The organism is Streptomyces sp. NBC_00872 (genome assembly GCF_045161915.1).
Taxonomy (GTDB): domain Bacteria; phylum Actinomycetota; class Actinomycetes; order Streptomycetales; family Streptomycetaceae; genus Streptomyces.
In genome coordinates, this window is sequence record NZ_CP108806.1 from 8,387,841 (window position 1) to 8,414,195 (window position 26,355).

19 protein-coding genes are annotated in these 26,355 nt (G+C 70.4%); 7 read left to right on the forward strand and 12 right to left on the reverse strand.

What is annotated here, in order from left to right:
* Positions 1-3 precede the first annotated feature (3 nt).
* Both pspAB and htpX read right to left on the reverse strand, forming a co-directional pair.
* Positions 4-588 carry a PspA-associated protein PspAB gene (gene pspAB, locus OG214_RS35725; protein WP_405987110.1) on the reverse strand — a complete coding sequence of 195 codons (585 nt, stop codon included), beginning with the start codon at positions 586-588 and terminating at the stop codon, positions 4-6.
* A gap of 35 nt (positions 589-623) precedes the next feature.
* Complete coding sequence (gene htpX, locus OG214_RS35730; protein ID WP_363085797.1) at positions 624-1,529, reverse strand: zinc metalloprotease HtpX; 906 nt, start codon at positions 1,527-1,529, stop codon at positions 624-626.
* A gap of 249 nt (positions 1,530-1,778) precedes the next feature.
* Between htpX and OG214_RS35735 the strand changes: the two genes are divergently transcribed.
* Positions 1,779-2,474, forward strand: a complete 696-nt coding sequence (locus OG214_RS35735) for a DNA-binding response regulator (protein ID WP_405987111.1) — start codon at positions 1,779-1,781, stop codon at positions 2,472-2,474.
* Between the two features lie 22 nt (positions 2,475-2,496).
* Here the strand turns inward: OG214_RS35735 and OG214_RS35740 are convergent, their stop codons facing one another.
* From OG214_RS35740 to OG214_RS35760, 5 genes are all read right to left on the reverse strand, one after another.
* On the reverse strand, positions 2,497-4,305 hold the full coding sequence (locus OG214_RS35740) for an ATP-binding cassette domain-containing protein (RefSeq protein WP_405987112.1): 1,809 nt from the start codon (positions 4,303-4,305) through the stop codon (positions 2,497-2,499).
* Positions 4,302-6,284, reverse strand: coding sequence for an ABC transporter ATP-binding protein (locus OG214_RS35745; protein WP_405987113.1), 1,983 nt, complete (start codon positions 6,282-6,284; stop codon positions 4,302-4,304). The genes OG214_RS35740 and OG214_RS35745 overlap by 4 nt, the downstream gene beginning before the upstream one ends.
* A gap of 173 nt (positions 6,285-6,457) precedes the next feature.
* The gene (locus OG214_RS35750; protein ID WP_365904278.1) at positions 6,458-6,586 is read right to left on the reverse strand and encodes a SapB/AmfS family lanthipeptide; all 129 of its coding nucleotides are present in this window, start codon (positions 6,584-6,586) and stop codon (positions 6,458-6,460) included.
* 61 nt (positions 6,587-6,647) lie between these two features.
* Positions 6,648-9,293, reverse strand: a complete 2,646-nt coding sequence (lanKC, locus tag OG214_RS35755) for a class III lanthionine synthetase LanKC (protein WP_405987114.1) — start codon at positions 9,291-9,293, stop codon at positions 6,648-6,650.
* Between the two features lie 275 nt (positions 9,294-9,568).
* Positions 9,569-11,320, reverse strand: a complete 1,752-nt coding sequence (locus OG214_RS35760) for a glycoside hydrolase family 6 protein (protein WP_405987115.1) — start codon at positions 11,318-11,320, stop codon at positions 9,569-9,571.
* A 568-nt stretch (positions 11,321-11,888) separates the two neighbouring features.
* On the opposite strand from OG214_RS35760, the gene OG214_RS35765 reads away from it, so the two are divergent.
* From OG214_RS35765 to OG214_RS35785, 5 genes are all read left to right on the forward strand, one after another.
* Positions 11,889-14,756, forward strand: coding sequence for a glycoside hydrolase family 48 protein (locus tag OG214_RS35765; RefSeq protein ID WP_405987703.1), 2,868 nt, complete (start codon positions 11,889-11,891; stop codon positions 14,754-14,756).
* A gap of 328 nt (positions 14,757-15,084) precedes the next feature.
* On the forward strand, positions 15,085-16,710 hold the full coding sequence (locus tag OG214_RS35770) for a M4 family metallopeptidase (RefSeq protein ID WP_405987116.1): 1,626 nt from the start codon (positions 15,085-15,087) through the stop codon (positions 16,708-16,710).
* A 232-nt stretch (positions 16,711-16,942) separates the two neighbouring features.
* Positions 16,943-17,545, forward strand: coding sequence for a hypothetical protein (locus OG214_RS35775; RefSeq protein WP_363086329.1), 603 nt, complete (start codon positions 16,943-16,945; stop codon positions 17,543-17,545).
* A 12-nt stretch (positions 17,546-17,557) separates the two neighbouring features.
* Entirely contained in the window at positions 17,558-18,391 is an 834-nt protein-coding gene (locus OG214_RS35780) for a fibronectin type III domain-containing protein (protein WP_405987117.1), read from the forward strand.
* A gap of 140 nt (positions 18,392-18,531) precedes the next feature.
* A complete protein-coding gene (locus OG214_RS35785; RefSeq protein ID WP_405987118.1) occupies positions 18,532-20,046 on the forward strand; it encodes an MFS transporter in 1,515 nt (504 codons plus the stop codon).
* Between the two features lie 30 nt (positions 20,047-20,076).
* Here OG214_RS35785 and OG214_RS35790 read toward each other — a convergent pair whose 3' ends face one another.
* From OG214_RS35790 to OG214_RS35800, 3 genes are all read right to left on the reverse strand, one after another.
* Positions 20,077-21,270 (reverse strand): MFS transporter, encoded by a 1,194-nt coding sequence (locus OG214_RS35790; protein ID WP_405987119.1) that lies wholly within the window; start codon positions 21,268-21,270, stop codon positions 20,077-20,079.
* 111 nt (positions 21,271-21,381) lie between these two features.
* Positions 21,382-22,140, reverse strand: coding sequence for a hypothetical protein (locus tag OG214_RS35795; RefSeq protein WP_405987120.1), 759 nt, complete (start codon positions 22,138-22,140; stop codon positions 21,382-21,384).
* Positions 22,124-22,711, reverse strand: a complete 588-nt coding sequence (locus OG214_RS35800) for an RNA polymerase sigma factor (RefSeq protein WP_382860745.1) — start codon at positions 22,709-22,711, stop codon at positions 22,124-22,126. Before OG214_RS35800 ends, OG214_RS35795 begins: the two co-directional genes overlap by 17 nt.
* A 307-nt stretch (positions 22,712-23,018) precedes the next feature.
* On the opposite strand from OG214_RS35800, the gene OG214_RS35805 reads away from it, so the two are divergent.
* A complete protein-coding gene (locus OG214_RS35805) occupies positions 23,019-23,828 on the forward strand; it encodes an SAM-dependent methyltransferase (protein ID WP_363086167.1) in 810 nt (269 codons plus the stop codon).
* Positions 23,829-23,964: 136 nt separating this feature from the next.
* On the opposite strand, the gene OG214_RS35810 is transcribed toward OG214_RS35805, so the two are convergent.
* The gene (locus OG214_RS35810) at positions 23,965-24,996 is read right to left on the reverse strand and encodes a hemolysin family protein (RefSeq protein ID WP_405987121.1); all 1,032 of its coding nucleotides are present in this window, start codon (positions 24,994-24,996) and stop codon (positions 23,965-23,967) included.
* Positions 24,993-26,327, reverse strand: a complete 1,335-nt coding sequence (locus tag OG214_RS35815; protein ID WP_383030894.1) for a hemolysin family protein — start codon at positions 26,325-26,327, stop codon at positions 24,993-24,995. Before OG214_RS35815 ends, OG214_RS35810 begins: the two co-directional genes overlap by 4 nt.
* Positions 26,328-26,355: the final 28 nt, after the last annotated feature.

A 26,355-nucleotide genomic window follows, 5' to 3' on the forward strand; every position in this document is an offset into this window, starting at 1 on the left:
CCGTCACAGGCCGGGCGCGCCCCAGACGGGGAACCAGCGCGCCAGATCGGATTCGATCCGCAGGTCGTCGCCGAGCAGCGCCCGTACCTGGAGCTCCCGCTGGTTGTCCCGCTTCTCGTTGCCGCCGGGCAGGGGAGCGAAGGGATAGAACGTGCCGCGCTTGTAGAGATAGACGAGCCCGAGAGGCCGCTGCTCCCAGTCCCGGAAGCCCATCAGCGAGCAGAGGAGCTGCGGCCCGAAGCCGCCCTCCTCCAGCAGTGTGTTGACCGCGTGCAGATCGTTGACCAGAGCGGCGGTGTCGTCGGGCGGCCGGCGGGCGAGCAGCCACGTATAGCCGTACGAGTCCTGGCTGAACTCCACCGGGTGACCGGCCCGTCCCGAGTCCGCGTCGAGCAGTTCCTCCACGTCCTGTCGGATCCGGGCGAAGCCCCCGCCCTCGACGCCCGCGAAACACACCGAACCCAGTCCGGTGGGGACGAACCCGGCGCCGGCCTGGAGGGTGAGTGCGGCGGAGGGGAGGGCGAAGAGCTGGTCGAGGTGGGGACGGACGGGTTTGCTCCGGCCGAGGATGGTGTCGAGAAGACCCACGGGACCAGCTCCTCGCTGCTCGGGTCGGGGCCCGGTCACGGGCGGGCGAGTTCGGCGGAGAGCCGGGCGAGCTGCTCCAGACGCTGCTCCAGGGTCGGATGGGAGGAGAACAGCCGGCTCAGGCTCTCCTTCGAGGAGAACGCGGGGACGAAGTAGAACGCGTTGTACGGCTCGGCCTTCCGCAGGTCCCGCGTCGGTATCCGGGCCATCTGCCCGCTCACCTTGGTCAGGGCCGAGGCGAGTGCCGAAGGGCGGCCGGTCAGCAGCGCGGCGGCGCGGTCCGCGGACAGCTCCCGATAGCGCGAGAGCAGCCGGGTCAGCAGAAACCCGATCACATAGACGACCGAGCTGACCAGCGGAATGACCATGATCGCCAGACCGGCCGGGCCGGCGTTCCTGGCGCTGTTCGACAGTCCGCTGTAGAGCGCGAAACGGGTGATCAGACCCGCCATCACACCGAGGAATGAGGCGATCGTCATCACCGCCACATCGCGGTGGGCGACATGCGACATCTCGTGCGCCAGGACGCCTTCCAGCTCCTCCGGTTCCAGCCTGCGCAGCAGTCCGGTGGTGGCGCAGACCAGGGCACTGCGTTCACTGCGGCCGGTGGCGAAGGCGTTCGGGATGTCGCTCTGCGCGATCGCCACCCGTGGCTTGGGCATATCGGCCAGCGCACAGATCCGGTCGACGGCGCCGTGCAGCTCGGGTGCCTGCTCGGGGGTGACCTCACGCGCGCCCATGCCGAAGGCGGCGATGCGGTCGCTGAACCAGAACTGCGCGATGAACAGCGCACCCGCGACGATCAGGATGATGGGCCAGAACTTGCCCAGCACCGCAAGCAGCACACCGACCAGGACCACATACAGCAGGCCGATCAGAAACATGGTGGTCACCATGCGGGTGGTCAGACCGTGGTCCTGGGTGTAGCGGGTCTGTTTCATCGCTTCGCCTCCAAGGGGACTCTCTCCTGCTATTTTCCTCCTTTCCCGGCGAAACGGAATAAGTGGGGTATATGGAGAGCGTGCGGAGGGGGTCCGGCCGTCCTGGGCCCATGAAGATCCGCCGGGCAGGGCCTGGCGCTCGACAGGGCTCACGTGAACCCTTCATGTGTCCTTACGCCGTCCCGCTGGGCGCGCGCGTGGGCGCACTGTCGCACGCGGGTGCATGGCGTGCACCGAAAAGTGCCTCCCTTGCTGACGAATTTCGCGTTCTCGGCCGCTTTCGCCGGGCATTGTGGTGTGGGCGATGACAACAAGAGGAGGCAGGACATGATCCGGGTCCATGTGGTACACCATGTAAGTCTGTTCCGCTCGGCACTGGTGGCGTTGTTGCGGGCCGAAACCACACTCGATGTTTCGTCGGCTCCGGGGTGTACGCCATTCCACGGGACGTATGGAACACCGCCCCATGTGTATGTGGCCGATATCGACTGTCTGGATTCTTCTGAGCATTCTCCGGGACGCACGGGCAAGACGGCGTCCGCCTACGGTGACCTGGGCCATGGCCCCGGCCTGCTGGTTCTCGCCACCGTACGGAAGCCGGGAGCTTTACGTAGAGCTTTTGACGCGGGAGCTCTCGGTTATGTCAACAAGGACGGTGAACCCCGGCGATTGGTCGAGGCCATTCACAGAGTGTCAAGAGGTGAGCGATTTATCGACGAATCGTTGGCCTTCGATTTTCTTCAGGCCGCCAAGATGCCGTTGACCCCGCGCGAACTCGGTGTTCTCGCGAGGGCGGCGGAGGGCGCGTCGATCGATGAAATCGCGCGGTCCCTGCATCTGTCCAAGGGGACGATACGCAACTATCTGGCCGCCGCGATACGGAAGGTCGGCGGACGCAATCGCCTGGACGCGGTCCGTATATCCCAGGGCGCCGGCTGGCTCTGACCGGGCCGGGCCGGCCGGCGGATCACCAGTGGCCCGCCAGATCACGGTAGAGGGCGGATCCGGTCAGCAGCTCCTCATGGGTTCCGCAGGCGGGCCGGGTGCCGTCCAGTACGAGAACGCGGTCCGCGCGGCGCGCGGACGACAGCCGGTGCGCGATCACGATCAGCGTGCCGGGACGTTCGGCCAGTGCCCGTTCCGCCCGTGCCTCCGCGACCGGATCGAGATGACAGGTGGCCTCGTCCAGGATCATGAGGGGCGCGGAGGAGACATACGCGCGGCACAAGGAGAGCAGCTGACGCTCGCCCTGCGAGAGCTTCGCGGGCTCGACCGTCGCGTCCAGTCCGCCGAGCCGGCCGACCAGCCCGGCGGCGTCCAGCGCGTCGACGGCCGCCGTCAGCTCGGCGGACGACGCGTCGGGACGCAGATGCAGCAGATTGTCACGGATGGTGCCGGTGAATATGTACGCCTGCTGCGGTATCAGTACACGGCGTTCCGCGGACGCGCTCGTCGGCGGGCCCGAGACGGGCTCGCCCGCCAGCAGGACCGTTCCCCGGCCGGGGGTGAGCAGGCCCGCGATCACACCGGCGAGAGTCGACTTGCCGATACCGCTCGGTCCGACGACGGCCATGTGTTCGCCCTGTTCCACGGTCAGATCGAGACCGTCGAGCACGGGAGGCGCACCGGGACCGTACGCCACCGTCACCGAGCGGATCTCCACGGCGGGCCGGGTCCGGCGCGCGGACGGGGCACAGCCGCCCGCCGCCGGATCCGGCGCCGGACGCGCCGGGGGTTCCGGTGCCGTGGGCGTCGGAACCGCCGTTCGGTCCTCGAACCGTTCCAGGACCACGAGCAGCCGGGTTCCCGCCGCCCCCAGAGCGGTCATCAGCGTATGGAGGGCGGGCAGCAGCGCCTGGACGAGATAGGCCAGCGCCCCCAGCAGGGCGCCCGCCGTCACTCCATGGCGCAGCAGCCAGGGGGTGGTGGCCAGCAGCGCGATCACGGGGAGCTGCCCGGCCACCCCGAGCGCCAGCGTACGGACGGCCGCCCAGCGGGCCAGGACGCGCGAGGTGCGGGCCCCCGCGTCGATCAGCCGCTCCGTACGGTCCGCCACCTCCGCTCCCGTACCGCAGGCCACGATGTCGCGCAGACCGGAGCCGATCGCGCCGACGCGCTCGGCGAGCGCCTCGTCGGTGTCCAGGAACGCGCGCTGGGCGGCGGCCATCGGGCGCAGGGTGGCGAGGAACAGCAGCAGTCCCAGGGCCAGCGGCGGTACGACCACGAGCAGGAACAGCGGCGCGAGCGTCAGCAGTCCGGCCACCGCCCCCACCAGCGTGAACACAAAGGACCGGGCGGTGAGCACCAGACCCGCGAAGGTGTCCCGCACGATCTCGGTCTGATGGGTGAGCCGTGAGACCGCGCCGGCGTCCGGACGCGCCGGATCGGCCACCGCCCGGCGGAGCGACCGGCTCACCGCCCGGCGGACCAGGGCATCCCGCAACGGCTCCACGAGCGAGGCCAGTTCGGCGAAGACACCGCGTACGAGCGGGCCGCCGAGGAGGATCGCCCCGGCCGCCACGGCCAGCCACACCAGACCGGGGCCCGTCCGTCCCGCCAGGAAGCCGTGGTCCAGGGCGCGCGCCAGGCAGTAGCCGCCGAGGAAGGTCTGCGCGGACTCCAGCAGGGACCAACCGGTGAGTCTGAGCAGAACTCCCTTTCTGCGCGACAGAAAGCGGCGGCCACGTGGCAGGAGCCGGCGCAGCGGGCCCCGGCCCTGGTGCGGCGTGCCCCTGTCCTCGGTGGGAGCCCGGCCGGCGTTTTCCTTCGCCGTCACCGGCCGGGCCGTTCCTTCGGGTCGGCCATCACGCGCGCCGTTCCGTACGGGGCGGGGCGCGCGGACGGCGCGGAGTGCTCCGGTGCCATCACCGGCACCGGGCCTGGCTCCGGCACCGGGTCTGGCTCCGGCTCCGGCGTCGGGCCCGGCTCCGGCTCCGGCTCCGGCACCGGGTCCGGCGTCGCGAAGATGTCGCGGTAGGCCGGGGAGCGCCAGAGCTCCGTGTGCGGTCCCACCGCCCGTATCCGCCCCTCCTCCAGCCAGATCACCAGATCCGCCCGGACCGCCGAGGAGAGCCGGTGCGCGATGATCAGCCGGGTGCCCGCCCGGACGTCCTGGGCCAGGGCGCGTTCCACCTGCCGCTCGGTGACGGTGTCCAGGCTGGAGGTGGCGTCGTCGAGGATCAGCAGCCGCCCCGCGTGCGCGAACGCCCGTGCCAGACCGAGCCGTTGGAGTTCCCCGCCGGACAGCGGTGCCTCGCCCGGCGGTGTGTCGTACCCCTGGGGGAGCAGTCGTACGAACGCGTCCGCGCCCGCCGCGCGGGCCGCCGCCCGTACCCGGTCCGGGGAGACCCGCTCGGCGCCGCCCGCCAGGGCCTCGCCGATCGTGTCGCCCCAGAGGGCGGGCCGTGCGAAGGCGTAGCCGACCTCGCGGCGCAACTGCCCCGGCTCGACGGCGGCCAGAGGGACGCCGTCGAGCAGTACGGAGCCCTCGTCCGGTTCGGTGAGCCGCCCGGCGACGGCGGCGAGCAGGGACTTGCCCGCTCCGGAACGGCCCACCACGGCCGCCGAGACGCCCCCGGGGATCTCCAGATCCACACCGGCGAGCAGCGGCCGGCCGTCGCGTACCACCCGTACCCCGCGCAGCCGGAGTGTGCCCGGTCCGTCCGGCGGCAGGGACGCGGTGCCATGGGCGAGGGCGGGCAGGTCCAGCAGTTCGGCGGTTCTGCGGGCCGCGGCCCGGCTCCGTACCAGCGAGCCGAGAAATCCGGCGGTGGCTCCGACGCCGGCCGCCAGCGCCGCGTACCGGGAGGCGGCCAGCAGTTCACCGACGCTGATCGCGCCCGAGGCCAGCCGTACTCCGCCGACCGCCAGCACACCGGTCGTCAGCAGGGGCATCAGGACACCGCCGCGCGCCACCGCCCGGCCGTGCACACGCCACATACGCCGTCCCTGGACGTCCAGTTCGGGCAGCGGAGCGAGGACACGGCCGATCTCGCGCTCCGTCGTACCGGCGGCGGCGATGGTCCGCGCGCCGCCCAGCGCCTCGACGAGACGGGAGGCGATGTCGGACTGCACCCGCTGGTACCGCGCGACGCTGTCGGAGGAGTCGCGGGTGAAGGCGCGCAGCACCAGGAAGAGCAGAGGGAGTCCGGCGAGAAAGGCGACGGCCGTCCAGAGGTCGATGAGGAACAGCGCGACGATCGCCCCGGCCGGCGCGGGCAGCGACGCGGCGAGTGAGGCGGCGGTCACCGGCGCGGCCGCGGCCTCGGTGGCGTTGGCGGAGAGCCTCGCCGCCATGTCGCCGGGGGAGAAGCGGGAGCCCCGCTCGGGTGACGCCGCGATCAGCCGGGTCAGGCCCCCGAGCCGCAACCAGGCGGTCGAACGGGCGTTGGCCGTGCCGCTCACCAGGGCCACCAAGGCGTCGAGAAGCACTTCGGCGGTGATCGCGACAACGCACAGCAGCAGCCAGAACCCGGCTCCGCCGTCGTGGTCCAGCAGCAGATCCAGGGTCCGGCCGACGGCCGCGGGCAGGACGAGGGAGGCTCCGGCCGAAGCGACCGAGCAGAGGAACACCAACGCGACAAGGCCCGCGCTGTGCCGGGCCGCGCCGAGCAGCGGACCGGAGCGCCGCGGCGCACCCGTATCGGGTGGCGGACGCGGGTCGGACCGCGCCAGGAGCGGTGCGGCGCGGTCATGGTCATGGTCCTTGGGCGACGGATGCCGGTGTCGGTGCCGGTGTCGGCGCTGGAACACCATGGGAGCGGGGTCCTCCTCCGGGCCGGATCGCGGCCGGGCGGGGGCCCCGGGCGGCGACCTGATCGCCGCCCGGGACCCCGTTGTTCCGCTGATCAGCGTGGGAAGCCGTCCGTCACATCACGCCGGCGGGTGCCGGACGACATCGTTCACCTGCGCTGTCACCACTCGTGACGTCAGTTGCAGGTGAAGAGGCTCAGGCTGCTGTCGCCGCAGAGCAGCAGGCTCGCCTGGCTCCCGGTCTCCACGTCGCCGATCGCCTCTTCCTTCGGGGTCTCCATCGACTGCAGGTCGAGAAGGGTCATTGTCTTGCCTCTCATTCTTGGGGACGGTGTGCTCTGTTTCGGCTCCTGGCGGGAGCCGGCTCTAGGGCCGCCTGAGCGGCGGGAGGAAGGGCAGTTGGGCCGGACGGCCGGTCGAGGCGGCGGCGAGGGCCAGCAGGCACCCCGCCGTACCGGTCGACAGATCCATCGACAGCCGCATCATCTGCTCACCGGGAAAGGCCAGTTGGCCGCGGTAGGTCATGGCGTGCCAGGAGAGGGCGTCCATCTGGCGCCGTACGCCCGCCGGTCCCGCGCCCTGGCCCGGGGCCGTGGTGCGGCTGAGATACAGCACCATTCCCGCGGTGCCGCGGAAGAGTCCGGGCTGCGCGTAGAAGTTGGACTGTGCCGCCCGTACGATCTCACCGCGTGCCCGTTCGAACGCGTCGTCCGCGCGGTGCGCGAGATAGTCGTCGAGCACCATGCCGATGCCCACGCTGCCCGCCCCCAGATACGGCATGGTGCGCCATCCCTCGTCGACCTGGAGGGCTCCGCCAGCGCCGTGTCTGCAACGGGCCAGGTCGCGACGGAGCGCCTCGGCCGCGAGATCGAGCAGCGCGGTGTCGTGGGTGCGTTCGTAGAGGCGGATGAAGAACAGGGCGAGGCCGGACGCGCCGTACAGCAGTCCGGCGCGGGAGAGTCCGGTGCCCGGCCGCGCCGGACCGTCCGACACTACACGGGCGGCCAGCTCGGCGCAGCGCAGCGCCGCGTCGTCCAGCGCGGATTCCCCGGACGCCGCCGCGAGGTCGCTCAGCGCCAGCCCCAGCCCGGCAATGCCGCTGTGGAGAGGGGGCGGCAGGGACTCCCATGACTGATTAAGCGTCAGCTCGGCGAGTTCCAGGGCGCGTTGGGTGTGCCCGAGCCGGTTCAGTGTCCAGGCGAGACCGGCCAGACCGTCGTAGAAACCGAGCGGTGTGCCGGAGGCGGGTTCCTTCGTTCTCAGCAGCAGCCACTCCTCCGCCGGAACACACCGGCCCGCGCCGCTCTCCTCCAGCGCGTACAGCACCCCGGCCGTTCCGTAGCCGAACGACAGACCGCCGCCCTCCGTGCCGAACTGGGCGATGTCACCGGGGAAGAAGCGGTCCTCGCGGTCGGGCGACGCCGAGGCGAGGATGGCGTTCACCATGGAGTCCCGGCTCCGGGGCCAGTCGGCGGGCTCGGCCGGCAGACAGGGGCCCATGGCGTGCCCGTCGCCCGCCACGGGCCCCTGGGCGGGGCCGCCTCCCGCCACCCGTGGGCGAGCGGCTGTCGCCCGGTCGCCCACGGGGTCACGGAGCAACTCGGTGACGGCTTCGTCGAGGAACGCGCGTTCGACGGGGAACTCCCGCGCCACGATCTCGGCGAGATGCGCGGCCTTGGCACGGTCGATGACGAAGAGACTGGTCAGCGGTATGAACAGGGCCAGCCGCAGACAGGCCAGGGCATAGCGGTCGACATCGAAGCCGCGCCGGTCGGGCGGTGCGACAAAGGCCGGATTGGCCACGGTCTGGCGTCCGTTGACGGTGACGGGCGCGGCGGCCTCGAAGTCGAGCAGCACCACGGACGACTCGTCCTCGGAGACCATGATGTTGAACAGGTGCAGATCGTTGAAGACCACACCGCGCCCGTGCACCGCCTCGACGGCCTCCTCGACGAGCCGGTGGATCCGCAGCGCCCAGGCGGTGTAATCCGCGAGGCGGGCCGCGTCCGGGTCGGCGTGGATCAGCGGATGGCGCCGGGCGAAGAACGTGTTGAGCGGTTTGCCCTCGATGTACTGGAGCACCAGGAAGTGATGGTCCCCCAGGGTGAAGCTGTCGAGCACCTCCGGGGTGCAGGCCAGCCCCGACAGCCGTTCCAGCGCCTCCTGTTCACGTCTCAGCCGGGTGACGGCGTCGGCGCCGTCGGCGGCCAGACCGGCGTACGGACGCGCCTCCTTCAGGACGACCTTCTCGCCGGTCCTGTTGTCCCGCGCGGCGTAGACGCCCCCGCCGTTGGAGAAGTGCAGCGCGCGCTCGACCGTGTACGGCAGGTCCGCGACGGACACGGCGTCGCGCGCTTCGAGATGCGGCCGCAGGAAGGACGGGGGAGTGATCCAGTCGGGAACGCGGAAGACTGGCCCCCGCACATCAGGTACGAGCCGTCCCTCGGCGTTCTCGATGGCCGGGCGGAGCTCGCCGTCGGCGTCGTAGCAGTTGCGCCGGGTGAAGCTGCCGTAGCGGAGATGGACCGGGCCACCGCCCCAGCGGAGGTCGCTGAGGATGTACGGTCCCGTCTCGCCCGCCAGCAGGGCGTCCAGTTCCGCCGCGATGATGCCGCACCGCCGGTCGTCGGCCGGATACACGGTGATGAACTTCCCGCTGGCGCCGCGGTCCGCGTACTTGGCGTTGCGGGTGTGCAGCAGATAGCGGCTCGGCATGAACTTGAAGGCGATGTCGCGCGGCACGCAGTAACTCATGACGCGGTCCAGGACCGATTCGGCGTTGTCCAGACCCGCCGACACATGGATCTTCCAGCCCTGGGACGGCAGTTGGTGGGTGAGCGGGCGCCAGGCCAGCCAGTCACCGGCGCGATGGCGCTGCCAGCCGGCGGGTGCCGGGCGCCTGGCGGCCTCGTACAGGGCCTCGTGGTCCGGGCCGCTGGTGGACGACAGCCGGTGCGGTGCGTCGTAGAAGTGCCGGTCTGCGTCGCAGAATATGGCGTAACCCTTGTTCACACACGCTCCCTCGGCCGGTGACGGTGTCAACGCTGTCATGGCCGCCGGAACGCGAGTAAGTCGTCGATGTCACCTCCGCGCCGTGTACTACTCATGAGTAACTGGTGCTGGTCGTGCGCTGAATGACCCGCGTAGAACCGGCCAGGACCTGAGAAGGACCGGCCAGGACCCGGCGAAGGACCGGCGGACACCCGGTCCGCCGGTCCCGTGCTGTTCGGTGTTCGGTGTTCGGTGCTCGGTGTTCGGTGCTTGGTGCTTGCCGCTCGTCCGGTGCTCTACAGCGCCGGGTAGGCGTTCTTCAGCAGCTCCTGGAACTGCGCGGAGAACCAGTCACCGGAGAGCGGCGCGTCGGGCAGAGCCCCTGACAGGTTGTTGTTGTTGCGCGGGTTACCGGTGTACGTCGGGTCGCACATCCGGTCGAAGCCCTTGCCCTGGTCGTTCGGGATCTCCTTGCTCGCGCCGTCGGACTCGCCCGGGGGCTTCATCCAGACGTACGCGTCGATCCCGGCGGCGGGCGCCGACCTCGGCCGCTCACCGAGCCCGGCCCCGGACTGGTTGCACCAGTTGCCCAGGTGGATCCTGCGGTCGTACCGTCCGCCGTCCACATAGGTGTCCACACTGGTCTGCGCGCCGGGTCCGGCGGGCCTGGCCGTACCGCCCCAGCCGTTGCGGGAGGTGTCGATCAGCATGCCGATGTCCGACCGGAAACCGACGCTGACGGCCTGCTGCCGGAAGGCCTGGGCGAACGACTGCTCGTCGACGTAGCGGTTCCAGTCCACCCACTTCGCCTCACGGACCGACCGGCCCGCCACATTGTCGTTGATGGTGAAGTTGTTCTCCTTCGTCGCACCGTAGTTGGCGGTGTTGACGATGAAGCCGTGCACCTTGTCGACGGTGCTGCCCTCGGCGGTCGCGGCCTCCTTGAACATCTGCGCCGAGGGGCCGAGGTTGTCGTCCCAGCCGATCCAGCCGTGGTGGCCCGCGTCCACGTAGTTGTAGACGTTGGAGACGGCGCCGAGATGGTTCAGCGCGTAGCCGACTCCCTTGACGTAGTTGCCGTTCGCCTTCATCACATCGCACTGCGGGGTGGCGGTCGCTCGCGGCGTGACATTGGTGACCAGGTTGGGCAGCGAGTCGATCTCGACGGTCGTCACGATCCGCAGGCTCGCGTACTTGCTGTCACCGAGGATGGCGGCGATCGGGTCGATGTACTCGCTCTTGTAGCGGTCGATCTCCGTCGGGCCCAGCTCTCCGTTGGAGGCGAGCGCGGAGCAGTCACGGCCCGGCAGGTTGTAGATGACGAGCTGGACGACGAGCGGCCCGCCCGCCGCCTGCCGCAGCGCCTCGTCGAGATGGTCGCGCAGCCCCATCCCGGCGCCCACGCCCTCGATGGCCGCGATCCGGTCCAGCCAGACACCCGTCGGCTGGTTGGAGACCCTGGTGCCGCCCGGCTCGGCGGCGGCCTTGGCGGACCACTCCGGGTTCACGTACACCCCGGCGCCCGCGTAGGGGTTGTCGACCTTGGAGCCGGCCGGCGGGGGAGTGGTCGGCGGCGGGTCGGTGGGCGGCGGGGTCGAGGGATCGCCACCGCCCGGTGTGCCGCAGGTGACACCGTTCAGCTTGAAGACGGCCGGTACGGCGTTGGTCCCCGTCGCCGAGGCGTTGAAGCCGAAGGACGCCGAGGCACCGGTGGCCAGTGTGCCGTTCCAGGCCGCGTTGGCGGCGGAGACCGCCGCGCCGGTCTGGGTGATGGCCGAGTTCCAGCCCTGGGTCACCCTCTGGTTGCCGGCGAAACTCCACTGCAGATTCCAGGAGCTGACCGCGTCACCGGTGTTGGTGACACTGACATTGGCGGTGAAGCCGCTGTCCCATGACGTCTGGATCTTGTAGTCCACGGTGCAGCCCGCCGCCGCGGCGGAGGCGGGCCCGTTCAGCACGGTCGCGGTGCCGGCCGCGGCGGCGATCAGCGCGCTCGCGGTGAGCAGCGCCGTACGGGCACGGCGTGGAGGAGCGGTGGTGCGGCTCATGAGAGTCCCTTCAGATGGTCACGGAATCCCACGCCGAAGTCGGTCGGCGTGCCGTGGTGCGAGATGCGCGTGCCAGGCGGCGGCGACAGGGGACGCCGGATCCGCGGACGGGGCCGTGGCGAAGAGCGGCACGCCGGGACACGGAGCGGCGCGCCGAGGTGTGGTGGTGCTCGCACGGAGCGACTCCTCGATGGCCGATACGCCGCCTGACACGGCGTATGACTGATGGAAGCGCTCCCACTGGTTGCGTTCGACGGTAGCGCCGAAGTGGCGTGCGTCAACAGTCCCGTTGACTTCTTTTACGGACGGACTCGCCCGGACGTGCGTCTTGTTCGAACTCTTGACACCTCCCCACAACCGCTCGACGCTTGGGAGCGCTCCCACTGGTTCGCACTCCCGCCCCACACCCGCACCGGACCGCGAGGAGGACCACACCATGCTCGGCCTACGAGGTTCACCAGGCTTACGAGGCTCACCACCAGGGACACCATCCCCGCCCGGACATCCCCGCCGGGCCTCCCGTCCGGCGCCCCGCCGGACACGCGGAACCCGCCGGCTGCTCACCGCGCTGGTGGCCGCACTCTCCCTGCCGCTCGGTCTGACCGCGGTCGACGCCACCCCCGCGCACGCCGCGGCCCTCCAGTGCTCCGTCGACTACCGGACCAACGACTGGGGCTCCGGATTCACCGCCGATCTCACGATCACCAACCGTGGTACGGACCCGGTCGACGGCTGGACGCTCACCTACGCGTACACCGGCAACCAGACGCTCACCAGCGGCTGGAACGGCACCTGGACCCAGTCGGGCAAGGCCGTCACCGTCAGGAACGCCGCGCACAACGCGCGGATCGCGCCCGGAGCGGCGGCGGGCGCGGGCGCCAACTTCACCTACAGCGGCACCAACACCGCGCCCACCGCCTTCGCCGTCAACGGAGTGACCTGCGCCGGTGCCCACCAGCCGCCCATCGCCGTACTGACCAGTCCGGCCCCTGGCGCGCTCTTCACCGCGGGCGGCACCATCCCGCTGGCCGCCACCGCGGCGGCCGCCGACGGCGCGGGCATCACCAAGGTCGAGTTCTACAGCGACACCACACTGCTCGGCACCGACACCACCTCGCCGTACACCTTCGACCACACCGGCGTCCCGGCCGGTGATCTCTCGCTGTACGCCAAGGCGTACGACGGCCTGGGCGCCTCGGCCGAGTCCACCCCGGTAGGGGTACGGGTCGCCGCAGGCCCCTCACTCGTCGCGAGCCCCTCCCAGCTCGGTGTACGGCAGGGCGGGACGGGCACCTTCGGGGTGAAGCTCTCCGCCCGGCCCACCGCTCCGGTCCAGGTCACCGTGGCCCGTACCGCCGGCAACACCGGTCTCGGCGTCACCGCGGGCGGCAGCCTCACCTTCACCACCGCCAACTGGGACACCGCGCAGCAGGTGACGGTCTCCGCCACGGCCACCGGCACGGGCTCCGCCACCTTCACCGCGACCGCCCCGGGACAGACCAAGGCCGAGGTGACCGTCACGCAGCTCGCCGCGTCCGCCGGTTACGAAGCCCGCTTCCTGGAGCTGTACGGCAAGATCACCGATCCGGCCGCCGGCTACTTCTCGCCCGAGGGCATCCCGTACCACTCCGTGGAGACCCTGATCGTCGAGGCGCCCGACCACGGGCACGAGACGACCTCCGAGGCGTACAGCTATCTGATCTGGCTCCAGGCCATGTACGGCAAGGTCACCGGCGACTGGAGCAGATTCAACGGCGCGTGGGACATCATGGAGCGGTACATGATCCCCACCCACGCCGACCAGTCCACCAACAGCTTCTACACCGCCTCGAAACCCGCCACCTACGCGCCCGAGTGGGATCTTCCCTCGCAGTATCCCTCCCAGCTCAACGGCGGGGTTCCGGTGGGCGGCGATCCGATCGCGGGCGAGCTGAAGAGCGCCTACGGCACCGACGACATCTACGGCATGCACTGGATCCAGGACGTCGACAACGTCTACGGATACGGCAACGCGCCCGGCGAGTGCGAGGCGGGTCCCGCCGACCTGGGCCCCTCGTACATCAACACCTTCCAGCGCGGACCGCAGGAGTCCGTCTGGGAGACCGTGCCCCAGCCGACCTGCGACGCCTTCAAGTACGGCGGCACCAACGGCTATCTCGACCTGTTCACCGGGGACGCCTCCTACGCCGAGCAGTGGAAGTTCACCAACGCGCCCGACGCCGACGCCCGCGCCGTCCAGGCCGCCTACTGGGCCTCGGAGTGGGCCAAGGAGCAGGGCAAGGGCAGCCAGGTGGCGGCCAATGTCGCCAAGGCCGCAAAGATGGGCGACTATCTCCGCTACGCCATGTACGACAAGTACTTCAAGAAGGTGGGCGACTGCGCTGGTGAGACCGCCTGCCCGGCCGGCAGCGGCAAGAACAGCTCGCACTATCTGCTCTCCTGGTACTACGCCTGGGGCGGCGCCACCGACGCCTCGGCGGGCTGGGCCTGGCGTATCGGCTCCAGCTTCGCCCACGGCGGTTACCAGAACCCGATGGCCGCGTGGGCGCTGAGCTCGTACGCGGATCTCAAGCCCAAGTCGGCCACCGGCCAGCAGGACTGGAGCACCAGTCTCAAGCGCCAGCTGGAGTTCTACCGCTGGCTCCAGTCCGCCGAGGGCGCCATCGCGGGCGGCGCCACCAACAGCTGGCAGGGCCGGTACGCCCAGCCCCCGGCCGGGACCCCGACGTTCTACGGCATGTACTACGACGAGGCGCCCGTCTACCACGACCCGCCGTCCAACCAGTGGTTCGGCTTCCAGGCCTGGTCCATGGAGCGCGTCGCCGAGTACTACCACCAGACCGGGGACAGCGCCGCCAAGGCGGTGCTGGACAAGTGGGTCGCCTGGGCCCTGTCCGAGACGACCGTCAACCCCGACGGCACCTACCGGATCCCGTCCACCCTCCAGTGGTCCGGCAAACCCGACACCTGGAACGCCACCACTCCCGGTGCCAACGCCGGTCTCCATGTCACTGTCGCCGACTACACCGATGACGTCGGTGTGGCCGGTGCCTACGCCAAGACCCTCTCCTACTACGCGGCGAAGTCCGGCGACACCGCGGCCAGGAACACGGCCAAGGCGCTGCTCGACGGGATGTGGGACCACCACCGGGACGCCCTGGGCGTCGCCGTTCCCGAAACCCGTACCGACTACAGCCGATTCGACGACCCGGTGTACATCCCGAGCGGGTGGACCGGCACCATGCCCAACGGCGACCGGATCGACTCCACCGCCACCTTCGACTCGATCCGGTCCTTCTACCGGAGCGACCCGGCCTGGTCGAAGGTCGAGGCGTATCTGAGGGGCGGAGCCGCGCCGACCTTCACCTACCACCGGTTCTGGGCACAGGCGGACATCGCGCTGGCCCTGGGGTCGTACTCCGATCTCTTCGAGTAGGGCCCGTCCCACGAGCGGCGCGCGGTGAGGAGCCGGGACCGCGCGCCCCTCCGACGGCGGAGGGCCCCGGCTGTCGCCCGCCGGGGCCCTCCGCTCCCTCGCCGTCCCGCTCCGGCGGCGCTCCCCGCCCCAACTCCCTTGGCACTACGACCGTTTGATGTTCGTTTGGCGTCCTGAATCGACAACTCAAGGTCAAATTCTGGTATGCAATCTATTGCTCAGTGTCCAATCGATGTCACTCTCTGGACGGTTCAACGCGCGTCGACCGCGCGGCGAGCTCCCCCACAGAAGGGCCGTCCCCGGGCGGCCCATCACTCTTGGAGACCGAGTGAGACTTGTAGCTTCCACTCCCCGCAAGAACGCGGCCCGTGTCGCGGCCCTGGTCGCCTCCGCCGCCATGGTGGTTGTCGGCATCCAGTCGGGAACGGCCAGCGCCCAGCCCGACCTTTCGCGCGAACGCGGCGCCACCGCCGTTCTGTTCACCCCCGCCGAGCGTGTCGCGGCCATCCAGTCCGCCGAGGCGGACACCGCGGGCGAAGCCGCGTCCCTCGGACTCGGTGCCCAGGAGAAGCTCGTCGTCCGTGATGTCATCGAGGACGCCGACGGCACGGTGCACACCCGGTACGAGCGGACCTACGCGGGACTGCCCGTGCTCGGCGGCGATCTGGTGGTCCACCGGGCCCCGGCCGGCGGGCGCAGTGTCACCAAGGCGACCTCGGCCCGGATAACCGTGGCCTCCACCGATGCCCGGGTCGCCTCGGCCACCGCCAAGTCGAGCGCCCTGAAGGCCGCTTCGGCGGAGAAGACCGCGAAGCCCGCGGCCGAGTCCGCGCCGCGCAAGGTGATCTGGGCGGCCACCGGCACTCCGGTGCTCGCCTGGGAGACCGTCGTCAAGGGCCTCCAGCCGGACGGCACACCGAGCGAACTGCATGTGGTCACCGACGCGGCCACCGGCAAGGAGCTGTTCCGGGACGAGGCCGTCCAGACGGGCACCGGCACCGGTGCCTACAGCGGCTCCGTCACCCTCGGCACCACCAAGAGCGGCACCACGTACAACCTCACCGACGGTACGCGCGGCAGCCACAAGACGTACGACCTGAACCAGGGCACCTCGGGCACCGGCACGCTCTTTACCGACGCCGACGACATCTGGGGCGGCGGCCGGCAGAGCGCCGCCGTCGACGTGCACTACGGCGCCGCGACGACCTGGGACTTCTACAAGAACGTGCTCGGCCGCAACGGCATCAAGAACAACGGTGTCGGCTCCTACTCCCGCGCCCACTACGGCAACAACTACGTCAACGCGTTCTGGCAGGACAGCTGCTTCTGCATGACGTACGGCGACGGCTCGGGCAACACCCACCCGCTCACCTCGCTCGACGTCGCCGCCCACGAGATGAGCCACGGTGTCACGGCCGCCACGGCCAAGCTGGTCTACAGCGGCGAGTCCGGCGGACTCAACGAGGCGACCTCCGACATCTTCGCCACGGCCGTGGAGTTCTACGCCGCCAACCCGAACGACCCGGGTGACTACTTCATCGGCGAGGAGATCAACATCAACGGCAACGGCACGCCGTTGCGCTACCAGGACAAGCCGAGCAAGGACGGCGCGTCGAAGGACTACTGGTCGTCCACCCTGGGCAATCTCGACGTCCACTACTCGTCGGGCCCGGCCAACCACTTCTACTACCTGCTCTCCGAGGGCAGCGGCGCCAAGACCGTCAACGGCGTGAGCTACAACAGCCCCACGAGCGACGGTTCGACGGTCACCGGCATCGGCCGGGACAAGGCCACGAAGATCTGGTACAAGGCCCTCACCACGTATATGACGTCCTCCACCAACTACGCGAAGGCGCGCACCGCGACGCTGAGCGCGGCGGGCGCGCTGTACGGCACGACGAGCCCCGAGTACAAGGCGGTCGGCGCGGCCTGGACCGCCATCAACGTCAAGTGACCCGTATCTGACCCCGCTCCCCAGGGGTTTGGATATGTGAATATCTCACCACCGCAGCCGGTCTCTCCCCGAGGCCGGCTGCGGTGTTCAGCGTGCCCGATGGGGCTCTTGACGGATGATTGGTCCAGTCCTACGGTCCACTCAACCATTCAAAAACAGGGTCACGGTTCATATGCGTGAATATCTTGCGGATGAACCGCTCTGGTCGCGCCTCAAGACAGGGGAGTGAGACATGTCCGATCGCCTCCGGATGTTCACGGTGCTTGCCGCGGTGGGCGTTTCGTCGTTGACAGCCGTTCCGCAGGCCTCGGCGGAGGTGGAGCCCGGCGGATGGACCTCGGTCTCGCCCACCTTCACGGTGCAGGAGCGGGGCTGCGGCCAGGTCGACGATCTGACGTTCCGGCTGACCTGCTCCACCGCGAGCGGCGACCAGCGCGCCGAGCGCCGGTACGCCACCTACACCGGCGGCACCCGCCAGTTCGAGGGCTACTTCCGCGTCAGCAGTCTGAGCGGCACCCGGATCAGCCTCAAGCAGACGTTCAACGAGTCGGCGTCCGGACCGTACTTCATGCTGGCCGTCGAACGGGGCGGACGGCTCTACGCGGTCCATGGAGGCACCACACTCTCCAGCGCCGGCACGGTCGGCGCGACGGTCCGCGTCAACACCGTTCACCAGGTGGGCACTTCGCATCGTACGTATATCAACGGGTCGCTGAAGCACACCTACGCCAGCCCCGGCGGCAGCTTCTACGACAAGTTCGGTGCCTACCGCACCGACAGCGGCAGCGGACCGGCCACCGTGGTCTGGAGCGATGTCCGCTTCTGGCGCAAGTAGCGGAGCCCGTCCGTGCGACCGACCATACGAGCGGCCGTGCCGGCCGCGCTCGTGCTCGCGCTGGCGGCGGCGTGCTCGGCGCCGTCGCCGGCCGGGCACTCCGCCCGGGTCCCCGGCGCCCACCCGGACGGCCCTTCCGCCGATCCCGGGACACCGGCCGGTGCCGTTCCGAGGAGCGGCTCCCCGAGGAGTGCCTCCCCGGACGCTCCCACGCTCCGCGCGCGCCTTGTCACCCCCACCGACATCGATCTGAGCTGGCGGGCCGGTGCGTCCGGCGCCGCCGGTCACGTACTCGAATTCGCGACGGAGGAGGCGGGCCCGTACACCGTTCTGGAGTATCTCCCGCCCGGTACGACCACCTACCGTCATCCCGATCTGATACCGCGTACGACGTTCTTCTACCGGCTGCGGGCCTTCCAGGGGCCGGCGTCCACGCCCGTCGACGTCTCCCTGCCGCCCGGCGGACCGACCAAGGCCGACGAGGAGGCGGGCCACGACTGGCTGCCTCCCCGTACGGTTCCGGGGCGGTCCGCGGCGGGCCGTTCCGTGCGGGAGCGACGGGCCGCGCCCTCCGGGCTCAAGGCCCAGATCAAGCACGCCAACGGCATCCTCTTCACCTGGACGGATCGCACGTCGGACGAATCGGGGTTCCTGCTGGAGGCCCGGCCCCGGGGCGCTTCGGCCTTTGCGCCGATCGTGGTCCTCGACCCCGGAGTCAACTCGACCGGACTGATCACCCTGCCCACCGAGAAACACGCGTCCTACCGGATCCGTGCCTTCGTCACCGGCGCGGACTCGAATGTGGTCCGGCTGACCACCGGCGAGTCCACGGACGACCCGGAATAGACCTGGCGGATCTCGCGGACCCGGTGTCCCGGCAGCGATCGGTCCTTGTGTCCGGGCTCCCCTCCGCCTCGGGCCGCACCGTATCCGACGCCGCGCGCCGATCCACCGGGGACTACGGGAGAGCCCTTAGGGTCCGATCCATGGCCGGAGACGCAGCGGGGGACAGCGGAGCCGCGGCGGGCGGGCCCGGCCCGCCCGCCGCGGGCGCGGCGCCCGACCCACGTCGCTGGAAGGCGCTCGCGGTCTGTCTGGTCGGCGCCTTCATGACGCTTCTGGACGTATCCATCGTCAATGTCGCGCTGCCGTCCATCCGGGAGGGCCTGCGGACCCCGGTCTCCGATCTCCAGTGGGTGCTGTCCGGATACGCGCTCGCCTTTGGACTCTTCCTGATCCCGGCGGGACGGCTGGGCGACGCCCGTGGCCGGCGTGTGGTGTTCATGGTGGGACTCGCGCTCTTCACCTTGGCCTCCGCGGCCTGCGGAGCGGCGCAGTCCAGCCTCTGGCTGGTGATCGCGCGGCTGGTGCAGGGCTTCGCCGGGGGCACGGTCACCCCGCAGATCTCCGCGCTGATCCAGCAGATGTTCTCCGGCCGTGAGCGGGGCCGGGCCTTCGGCATGTTCGGCACGGTGATCGGTATCTCGACGGCCGTCGGACCCCTGCTCGGCGGTCTCATCATCCAGCTGGCCGGTGCCGACGACGGCTGGCGCTGGGTCTTCTACGTCAATCTCCCGCTGGGCGTGGTCTGTCTGCTGCTCGCCCGGCGGCTGCTGCCGGACACCCCGGCGGCCGGCCGGGTCAGGCTGCGGGACCTCGACCCGATCGGGGTACTGCTCCTCGGCTGCGGCGTGCTGGCCCTGCTGCTTCCCTTCGTCCAGTCACAGCAGTGGCACAACGACGAGAAGTGGCTGCTGCTGCTCGTCGCCGCGGCCCTGCTGGCCGCCTTTGCGAAATGGGAGTCCCGGTGCCGTACGGGCGGCACCCAGCCGGTGCTGAATCTGTCGCTGTTCCATGTCCGCTCGTTCTCGCTGGGATGTCTGCTGATCCTGCTCTACTTCGGCGGATTCACCACGATCTTCTTCATCACCACGCTCTATCTCCAGAGCGGACTGCACTACTCGGCCCTGGAGGCAGGACTCGCCATCACCCCCTTCGCCCTCGGCTCCGCCGCGGCGGCGGGGATCGGCGGCCGGCTCGTCGGCCGCTTCGGCCGGCCGCTGGTCCTGGTCGGACTGATCATGGTGACCGTGGGGCTGGCGGCCACCGCGTTCGCCGTGCATCTCGTACCGGGCCATGCCGCGGGGTGGGCGATGGCGGCGCCACTGCTCGTGGCCGGTCTGGGCAGCGGCCTTGTCATCGCGCCGAATCAGACACTGACCCTCTCCGAGGTGCCGGTGGCCATGGCGGGCAGTGCCGGCGGCACCCTCCAGACCGGTCAGCGCGTGGGTTCCGCGATCGGTATCGCCGCCGTGGGCTCGGTCTTCTTCGCCCAGGTGGAGCCCGACGGCTGGCCGACGGCGTACGACCACGGGCTGGTGATGTCGGTGGCGTTCGTGATCGCGGCACTGGTGGTCGCGGTGGCCGATGTGATCGCGGGTCACCGGGCCGGCGCACACCACCGGGGCGGGAAGGCGGACCGGGAGTCCCCGGACCGGTAACGCCGTTGATCCTCCGCGGCGCCGCTCCCGTCAGCTTTCCGGAGGGAGGCCGCGCCGGAGATGGAGTCCGACGCCGGCCGTCAGCGCCACCACGCACACCGTGAAGACCAGTCCCGCGTTCTTCAGCCCCAGCCAGAGCGTCAGCGCCCCGACGCCCACCACCGGCAGGGAGATCCCCAGATAGGCCACGACGAAGAAGGCCGAGATGGTGCCTCCCCGGTGCTCGGGCGGCGCCGCCCCGCTCACCGCGGCCATACCGGCGCGGAAGGCCAGGCCCTGGCCGAATCCGCCGCAGAGCGCGCCCAGTACGAGCAGCGGCAGTGACTCCGCCGCCAGGGAGGCGCCCACCAGCAGCAGACCGATCACCAGGACAAGACAGCCGCCCGGCAGCGCTCGACGGACCCCGACCCTTGTCAGCAGCGCCTGTCCGACCGTGGAGGCCAGGAAGAGCGAGAAGACGACCGCGCCCGAAACGGCCAGATTGTGCTCGCCGAGCGTCTGGGAGAGAAAGGCCGGTGTCACCGCGGTGAACAGTCCCATCAGTGCGAACCCGGCGAAGGCGGCGAGCGACGACGGCGCGAACACTCCGCGCACCTCGGGCGGCACCGTCAGTCCCTGCGGTCTGAGCCGTGGCCACCGCACCGGGTGCGGGACGGTTTCCCGCAGGAACCAGGTCAGTACGCAGGCCACGGCCACCAGGGCGAGATGCGTGAGGAAGGGCAGCCGCAGCGGCCAGGGCGCGTACTGGGCGAGCAGCCCCGACAGCAGCGGACCGCAGCCCAGACCGCCCATGTTCGCCGCGGTGGCCGCGAATCCCGCCCGTGCCTCGTGTCCCGGCGCGGCGAGTTCCAGCACGGTGGCGGTGGCGGTGCCGCTGAGCAGCCCGGCGGCGAGGCCCGACAGCAGCCGGCCGGTGAACAGCAGCGGCAGCCCGCCTTCGAGGAGGAAGCAGAGGGCACTGGCGGCGGAGAGTGCGAGGGCGGTCAGCAGCACCGGCCGCCGCCCCGCCTCGTCGGAGTAGTCGCCCGCCACCAGCAGCGCGGAGATCACCCCGATGGCGTAGACGGCGAACACCACCGTGACCAGCAGCTCGGAGAAACCGAGCTGCTGCCGGTAGAGGCCGTACAGCGGAGTGGGCAGGGTCGTACCCGCCATACCGATGGCGAACACCGCCACGGCGGCCGGAGAACCCAGCCGCCGGGTCCCGTTCATGCGAACGATCATGCAAGCCACCGTACGAGCCGACGGGCGCGGACGCCGTGCCCGCGCCCGTCCCCGACCGCCCCAGGGGGCCATTCGCCTGACGGTGTCGCGGGCTGTCCCGTGCCGGGCGCGCTATCCCGTGCCGGGCGGGCGGCCGTGGGCGCGACGGGCCGTACCGCGGGCGGGGCCACGGGTCAGATCGTGGGTCAGGCTGACGTCCGGCTGGGGCACTTCGCCGAAGTCCTCGTCCGCGCTGTCGACACGGAGGCGGTTGATGACGGCTTCCAGCGGCGCCGGCAGCGTGGGATGGCGGCCACGGTGGCACTGGCTGAGCAGATCGTGCCCGACCGTCTCGGGCAGCAGCGAGGAGAGCGTGGGCGGTGCCGTCGGCCGCCGGCCGGGCCGGGGCAGCCCGCGCGACTGACCTCGCCAGTACGCCGCGTCCCTGAACTCGGCCCGCTGCTGATGGGCGAGGAAGAGACAGAAGGCGGCGGTCCTGCTGCCGCCGCCGGCCGCGAACTGCCACCAGAACTGTGCCGCGTCCCGGTGGCCGGTCAGATGCAGCAGGGCCGCGAAGACGACGGCGCCCTCGGGATCGATCTGGTCATGGTCGACCAGCCGGGTCAGACTGGCCGCCGCCTCAGGGGCGTTGAGGATCAGGGCCACGGCGAGATTGAGGTCCTGGGCAGCCTGTTCATGGGCGGAGGGGCGGTGCCGGGGCGGTGCGCCCGCGCCCGTGGGGCACACCTGCTGCTGCTCCGTCGCGCACCGGGCCGTGACCCGGGCACGGGCCGCCTCCGTGTCGTAGTCGTCGTAGGTGTCGGTGAGTACTTCGGCGTTCTCCAGCAGCACCTCTACGGGGCTGGACGCCGGTTCATCGGCGGGGTGCACGGTCCATGTTCTCCGTCTCGGTCTCCCGTAAGTCCAGTTCCTTGGCCAGCCGCCGTCTGGCGTGCCGCACATGGGAGCGGACCGTGGCGATCTCGATGCCCATGTACTCGGCGACCTCCTCGTCCGGGACCTGGAGGACATGGCGCAGCACCACGACATCGTACTGCCGCTCGGGAAGGCGGGAGATCGCCGTATACAGACCGATCTCCCCTTCCAGCACGGCGAATTGATCGCCCGTGTCGGGCAGGAGCAGTTTGCGGATCGCGGCGTGGAAGGCGGCGGTGTCGGCCAACAGGGGTTCGGGGGCGCCGTGTTCGTCCAGCCAACGGGCCACCTCCTCCTTCAGGACGGCCCAGGCGTACTGGGGTACCGATTCCCTGGAAAGGACATACTGCCAATGGTCGAGCAGCCGTGCGCAGGCCGCGTCCACCACCTGCTCGGCGGCGGCCCTGCCGCCGACCTGGGTGTGGGCATAGCGCAGCCAGAGTGTGTGGTGGTGCGTGTCGAAGGCGTCGAACGTCAACGCCAGCCGCCGCCGCGGCCGTTCGGCAATCTCTGGATCGACGTGCACGGACGCCCCGTTCCCTGGACACCGCGCCGCTCCAGGGCAGAGGGCGTCGGCGCGAGAGGTGTGGTCCTCTCTCACTGGTCAGCCAACCGGAAGGGTGCCCTCACTGTACGGAACACCTCTGGGTCTTTTCGCTGATAGTCATCATATGATTACTTGGCCTTGGAGTCAGGTTACTTGGCCCATTTGGTTTCTTCTCTCCCACCAGGCCCGCCGGTAACCGGAGTTGATGTATCTCGTACGGTTGTCCGTATGCGGTGGCGGGCAGCCACTGACTGTCAACCGGCAACGAGGGCAAGGGGTCGCGACGGTGGGGGACAACAGTGCGGTGGATCTGGAGCTGGACCGGGCGCACTCGGCGCGGATGTACGACTACTACCTGGGCGGTACGACCAACTTCCCCGCCGACCGCGAGGCCGCGGCCCGTGCCATGACGGCCTTCCCCTCCATCCTGGCCACGGCCCGTATCAACCGGCGTTTCATGAACCGGTCCGTACGCTTCCTCGCCCGGAACGGCATGCGTCAGTTCCTCGACATCGGCACGGGCATTCCCACGTCGCCGAATCTCCATGAGGTGGCCCAGCGCGAGGACCCGACGGCGCATGTGGTCTACACGGACAACGATCCCATCGTGCTGGCCCACGCCCGCGCGCTGCTCCACAGCCATCCCGCCGGACGCACGGCGTACGCCCACGCCGATGTCACCGCGCCGGAAGCCCTGTTGGCCGCCGAGGAGATCCGGTCGACGCTGGACTTCACCCAGCCCATCGCGCTGAGCCTCAACGCGCTGCTCCACTTCGTGACCGACGATCACGGCGCCCATGACATCGTCGAAGTGCTCAAGGACGCGCTGCCGTCCGGCAGTACGCTCGCGATCGCCCATGTCACGGCCGAGTTCGACCCCGAGGGCATAGCCCGGCTGACGGCCGCCTACCGTGCGTCGGGCAACCCCGGACAGGCGCGCAGCCGCGAGGAGATCGCCCGTTTCTTCAGCGGCTGGGAGCTGCTCGACCCCGGGATCACACCGTCGCACGAGTGGCGCCCGGACCCCGACGAGCACGCGGGGAACGTCACGCTCAAGGAAGCGGCCTGCTACGTCGGTGTGGCACGTAAGCCCTGAACATTCCCGGTCGAGCCCGATCAAGCCGGATCGAGCCCGATCGGCCTCGATCGTTCCTGAACACCGAAGCGGCCGGTGCCCCGAGGCGGGGCACCGGCCGGGTCGGGCTCCGGCCGCTTCGACCGGTGACACTCGCCTACCGTGTGGCGGGTGAGCCGGCGGCGGGGCCGACCAGTTCGTCCAGGACGTCCTCCATGGTGACAAAGCCGATGACGGTTCCCTTGTCGCCGGTCACGGCCGCGAGATGCGTCCCGGCGGCGCGCATGGCCGTCATGGTGTCGTCCAGCGGGGTGTCGATCTCGACCCGGATCACGGTGTGCAGCGCACCGAGGGGAAAGGGCCGGGTCCGCTCGTCGGCGCCGAGCGCGTCCTTGATGTGCAGATAGCCGAGGATCGTGTCGTCGGGTCCCGTCACCGGCAGCCGGGAGAAGCCCGAGGACGCGGCGGCACGCTCCAACTCCTGCGGTGTGATCAGGTGGTCGACGGTGACGGTCCTGCTGAGCGGGACCATCACCTCGCCCGCCGGGCGCGTGCCCAGCTCCAGGGCGTCCCGCAGCCTTTCCCCGTCCGCCGGATCGAGCAGCCCCGCCTCGCTGGAGTCCTTGACCAGCCGGGCGAGTTCGTCGTCGGTGAAGACCGAGGCCACCTCGTCCTTGGGCTCCACCTTCAGCAGCCGCAGGATGGCGTTGGCGAACGCGTTGATCCCGAAGATCACCGGACGCAGCGCACGGGTCAGCGCCACCAGGACAGGTGCCAGCGCGAGCGCGGTCGGCGCGGGCGCCGCCAGCGCGATGTTCTTCGGCACCATCTCGCCGATCAGCATGTGCAGATAGGTCGCCAGGGCCAGCGCGATCACGAAGGCGATCGGATGGATCAGCGCCTCGGGCACACCGATCGTCTCGAACGGCGGCTCCAGCAGATGCGCGATCGCCGGCTCGGCGACGGCACCCAGCACCAGCGAGGAGATGGTGATACCGAGCTGCGCGGTGGCCATGGCCGCCGACAGATGCTCAAGTCCCCACAGGGTGGTCTTCGCACGGCGGCCGCCCTTGACCGCCAGGGGCTCGATCTGGCTGCGCCGTACGGAGATGAGGGCGAACTCCGCACCGACGAAGAACGCGTTGGTGAAGAGGGTGAACACGCCGACGGCGAGTTGCAGAACGGTCATCGGGCGTTCTCCACGGGGTCCTCGGCCGGAACGGACGCGGTGATCCGCACCCGGTCGGCACGTCGGTGTTCTATGCGCAGGACATCGAACCGCCAGCCGTCGATCCCGAGGGTGTCGGCGACGACGGGCAGCCGCTCCAGCCGGGTCGCGAGCAGGCCCGCGAGTGTCTCGTAGGGGCCGTCCGGCGCGTCGAAGCCGATCTCCGCGAGCTGGTCGAGCCGGACTCCGCCGTCCGCCTCCCAGACCCGGCGGCCGTCCGTGGTCGGTTCCTTCGGAAGCAGATCGGGGGTCTCGTCCGGGTCGTGCTCGTCCCGTACCTCTCCGACGACCTCCTCGACGATGTCCTCCACGGTGGCGACACCGGCGGTGCCGCCGTACTCGTCGATCACCACGGCCATCGTCCTCGCCTCCCGCAGCCGCCGCAGCAGCCGGTCGACCGGGAGCGAGTCGGGGACGAGCAGCGGGCTGGTGGCCAGCTCGGTGACGGGGGTGTGGTCACGGCGGGTCTCGTCCAGCGCGAGCACATCCCGGATATGGACGGTGCCGATGACCTCGTCCAGGGTGTCGCGGTAGACGGGGAAGCGGGACAGACCGGTGGCCAGGGTCAGCCGTGCGGCGTCACCCGCCGTGGCACGGGCCTCCAGGGCCCGGACATCCACCCGGGGTGTCATCACGTTCTCCGCGGTCAGCTCCGCGAGATGCAGGGTCCGTACGAACAGCTCGGCCGAGTCCGCCTCTATCGCGCCTTCCCGCGCGGAGTGCCGCGCCAGGGCGACCAGCTCCTCGGGTGTACGGGCGGACGCCAGCTCTTCGGCGGGCTCCAGTCCGAACCGCCGTACGAGCCGGTTGGCGGTGTTGTTGAGATGCCGGATCAGCGGGCCGAAGGCCGTGGTGAAGGCGCGCTGCGGTCCCGCCACCACCTTGGCGACGGCCAGCGGGCTGGAGATCGCCCAGTTCTTCGGCACCAGCTCACCGACGACCATCAGCACCACCGTGGACAGGGCGACACCCAGGAGGGTGGCGACGGTGGAGACACCGCCCGGCGGCAGCCCCGTGGCCTCCAGCGGGCCACGCAGCAGCACGGCGAGGGACGGCTCCGCGAGCATCCCGATGACCAGGGAGGTCACCGTGATGCCGAGCTGGGCGCCGGAGAGCTGGAACGTCAGCCGCTTGGCCGCCGCCAGCGCGCCGGCGGCGCCGCGCTCGCCCGCCGCGACGGCACGTTCCAGCTCGCCGCGCTCGACGGTGGTCAGGGAGAACTCGGCCGCGACGAACACCGCACAGGCGAGGGTGAGCGCGAGAGCGAGGAACAGCAGAAGCACTTCGGTCACCGTGCCACCTCCGCCCCTCGGCTCGTCG

What these genes read in the sequence shown, in the direction of transcription:
- OG214_RS35785 (WP_405987118.1), top strand. Translation starts at nt 18,532, where the DNA reads ATGGCCGGAGACGCAGCGGGGGACAGCGGAGCCGCGGCGGGCGGGCCC.
- OG214_RS35760 (WP_405987115.1), bottom strand. Translation starts at nt 11,320, where the DNA reads ATGAGCCGCACCACCGCTCCTCCACGCCGTGCCCGTACGGCGCTGCTC.
- OG214_RS35745 (WP_405987113.1), bottom strand. Translation starts at nt 6,284, where the DNA reads ATGGTGTTCCAGCGCCGACACCGGCACCGACACCGGCATCCGTCGCCC.
- OG214_RS35750 (WP_365904278.1), bottom strand. Translation starts at nt 6,586, where the DNA reads ATGACCCTTCTCGACCTGCAGTCGATGGAGACCCCGAAGGAAGAGGCG.
- htpX (WP_363085797.1), bottom strand. Translation starts at nt 1,529, where the DNA reads ATGAAACAGACCCGCTACACCCAGGACCACGGTCTGACCACCCGCATG.
- OG214_RS35790 (WP_405987119.1), bottom strand. Translation starts at nt 21,270, where the DNA reads ATGATCGTTCGCATGAACGGGACCCGGCGGCTGGGTTCTCCGGCCGCC.
- OG214_RS35775 (WP_363086329.1), top strand. Translation starts at nt 16,943, where the DNA reads ATGTCCGATCGCCTCCGGATGTTCACGGTGCTTGCCGCGGTGGGCGTT.
- OG214_RS35810 (WP_405987121.1), bottom strand. Translation starts at nt 24,996, where the DNA reads ATGACCGTTCTGCAACTCGCCGTCGGCGTGTTCACCCTCTTCACCAAC.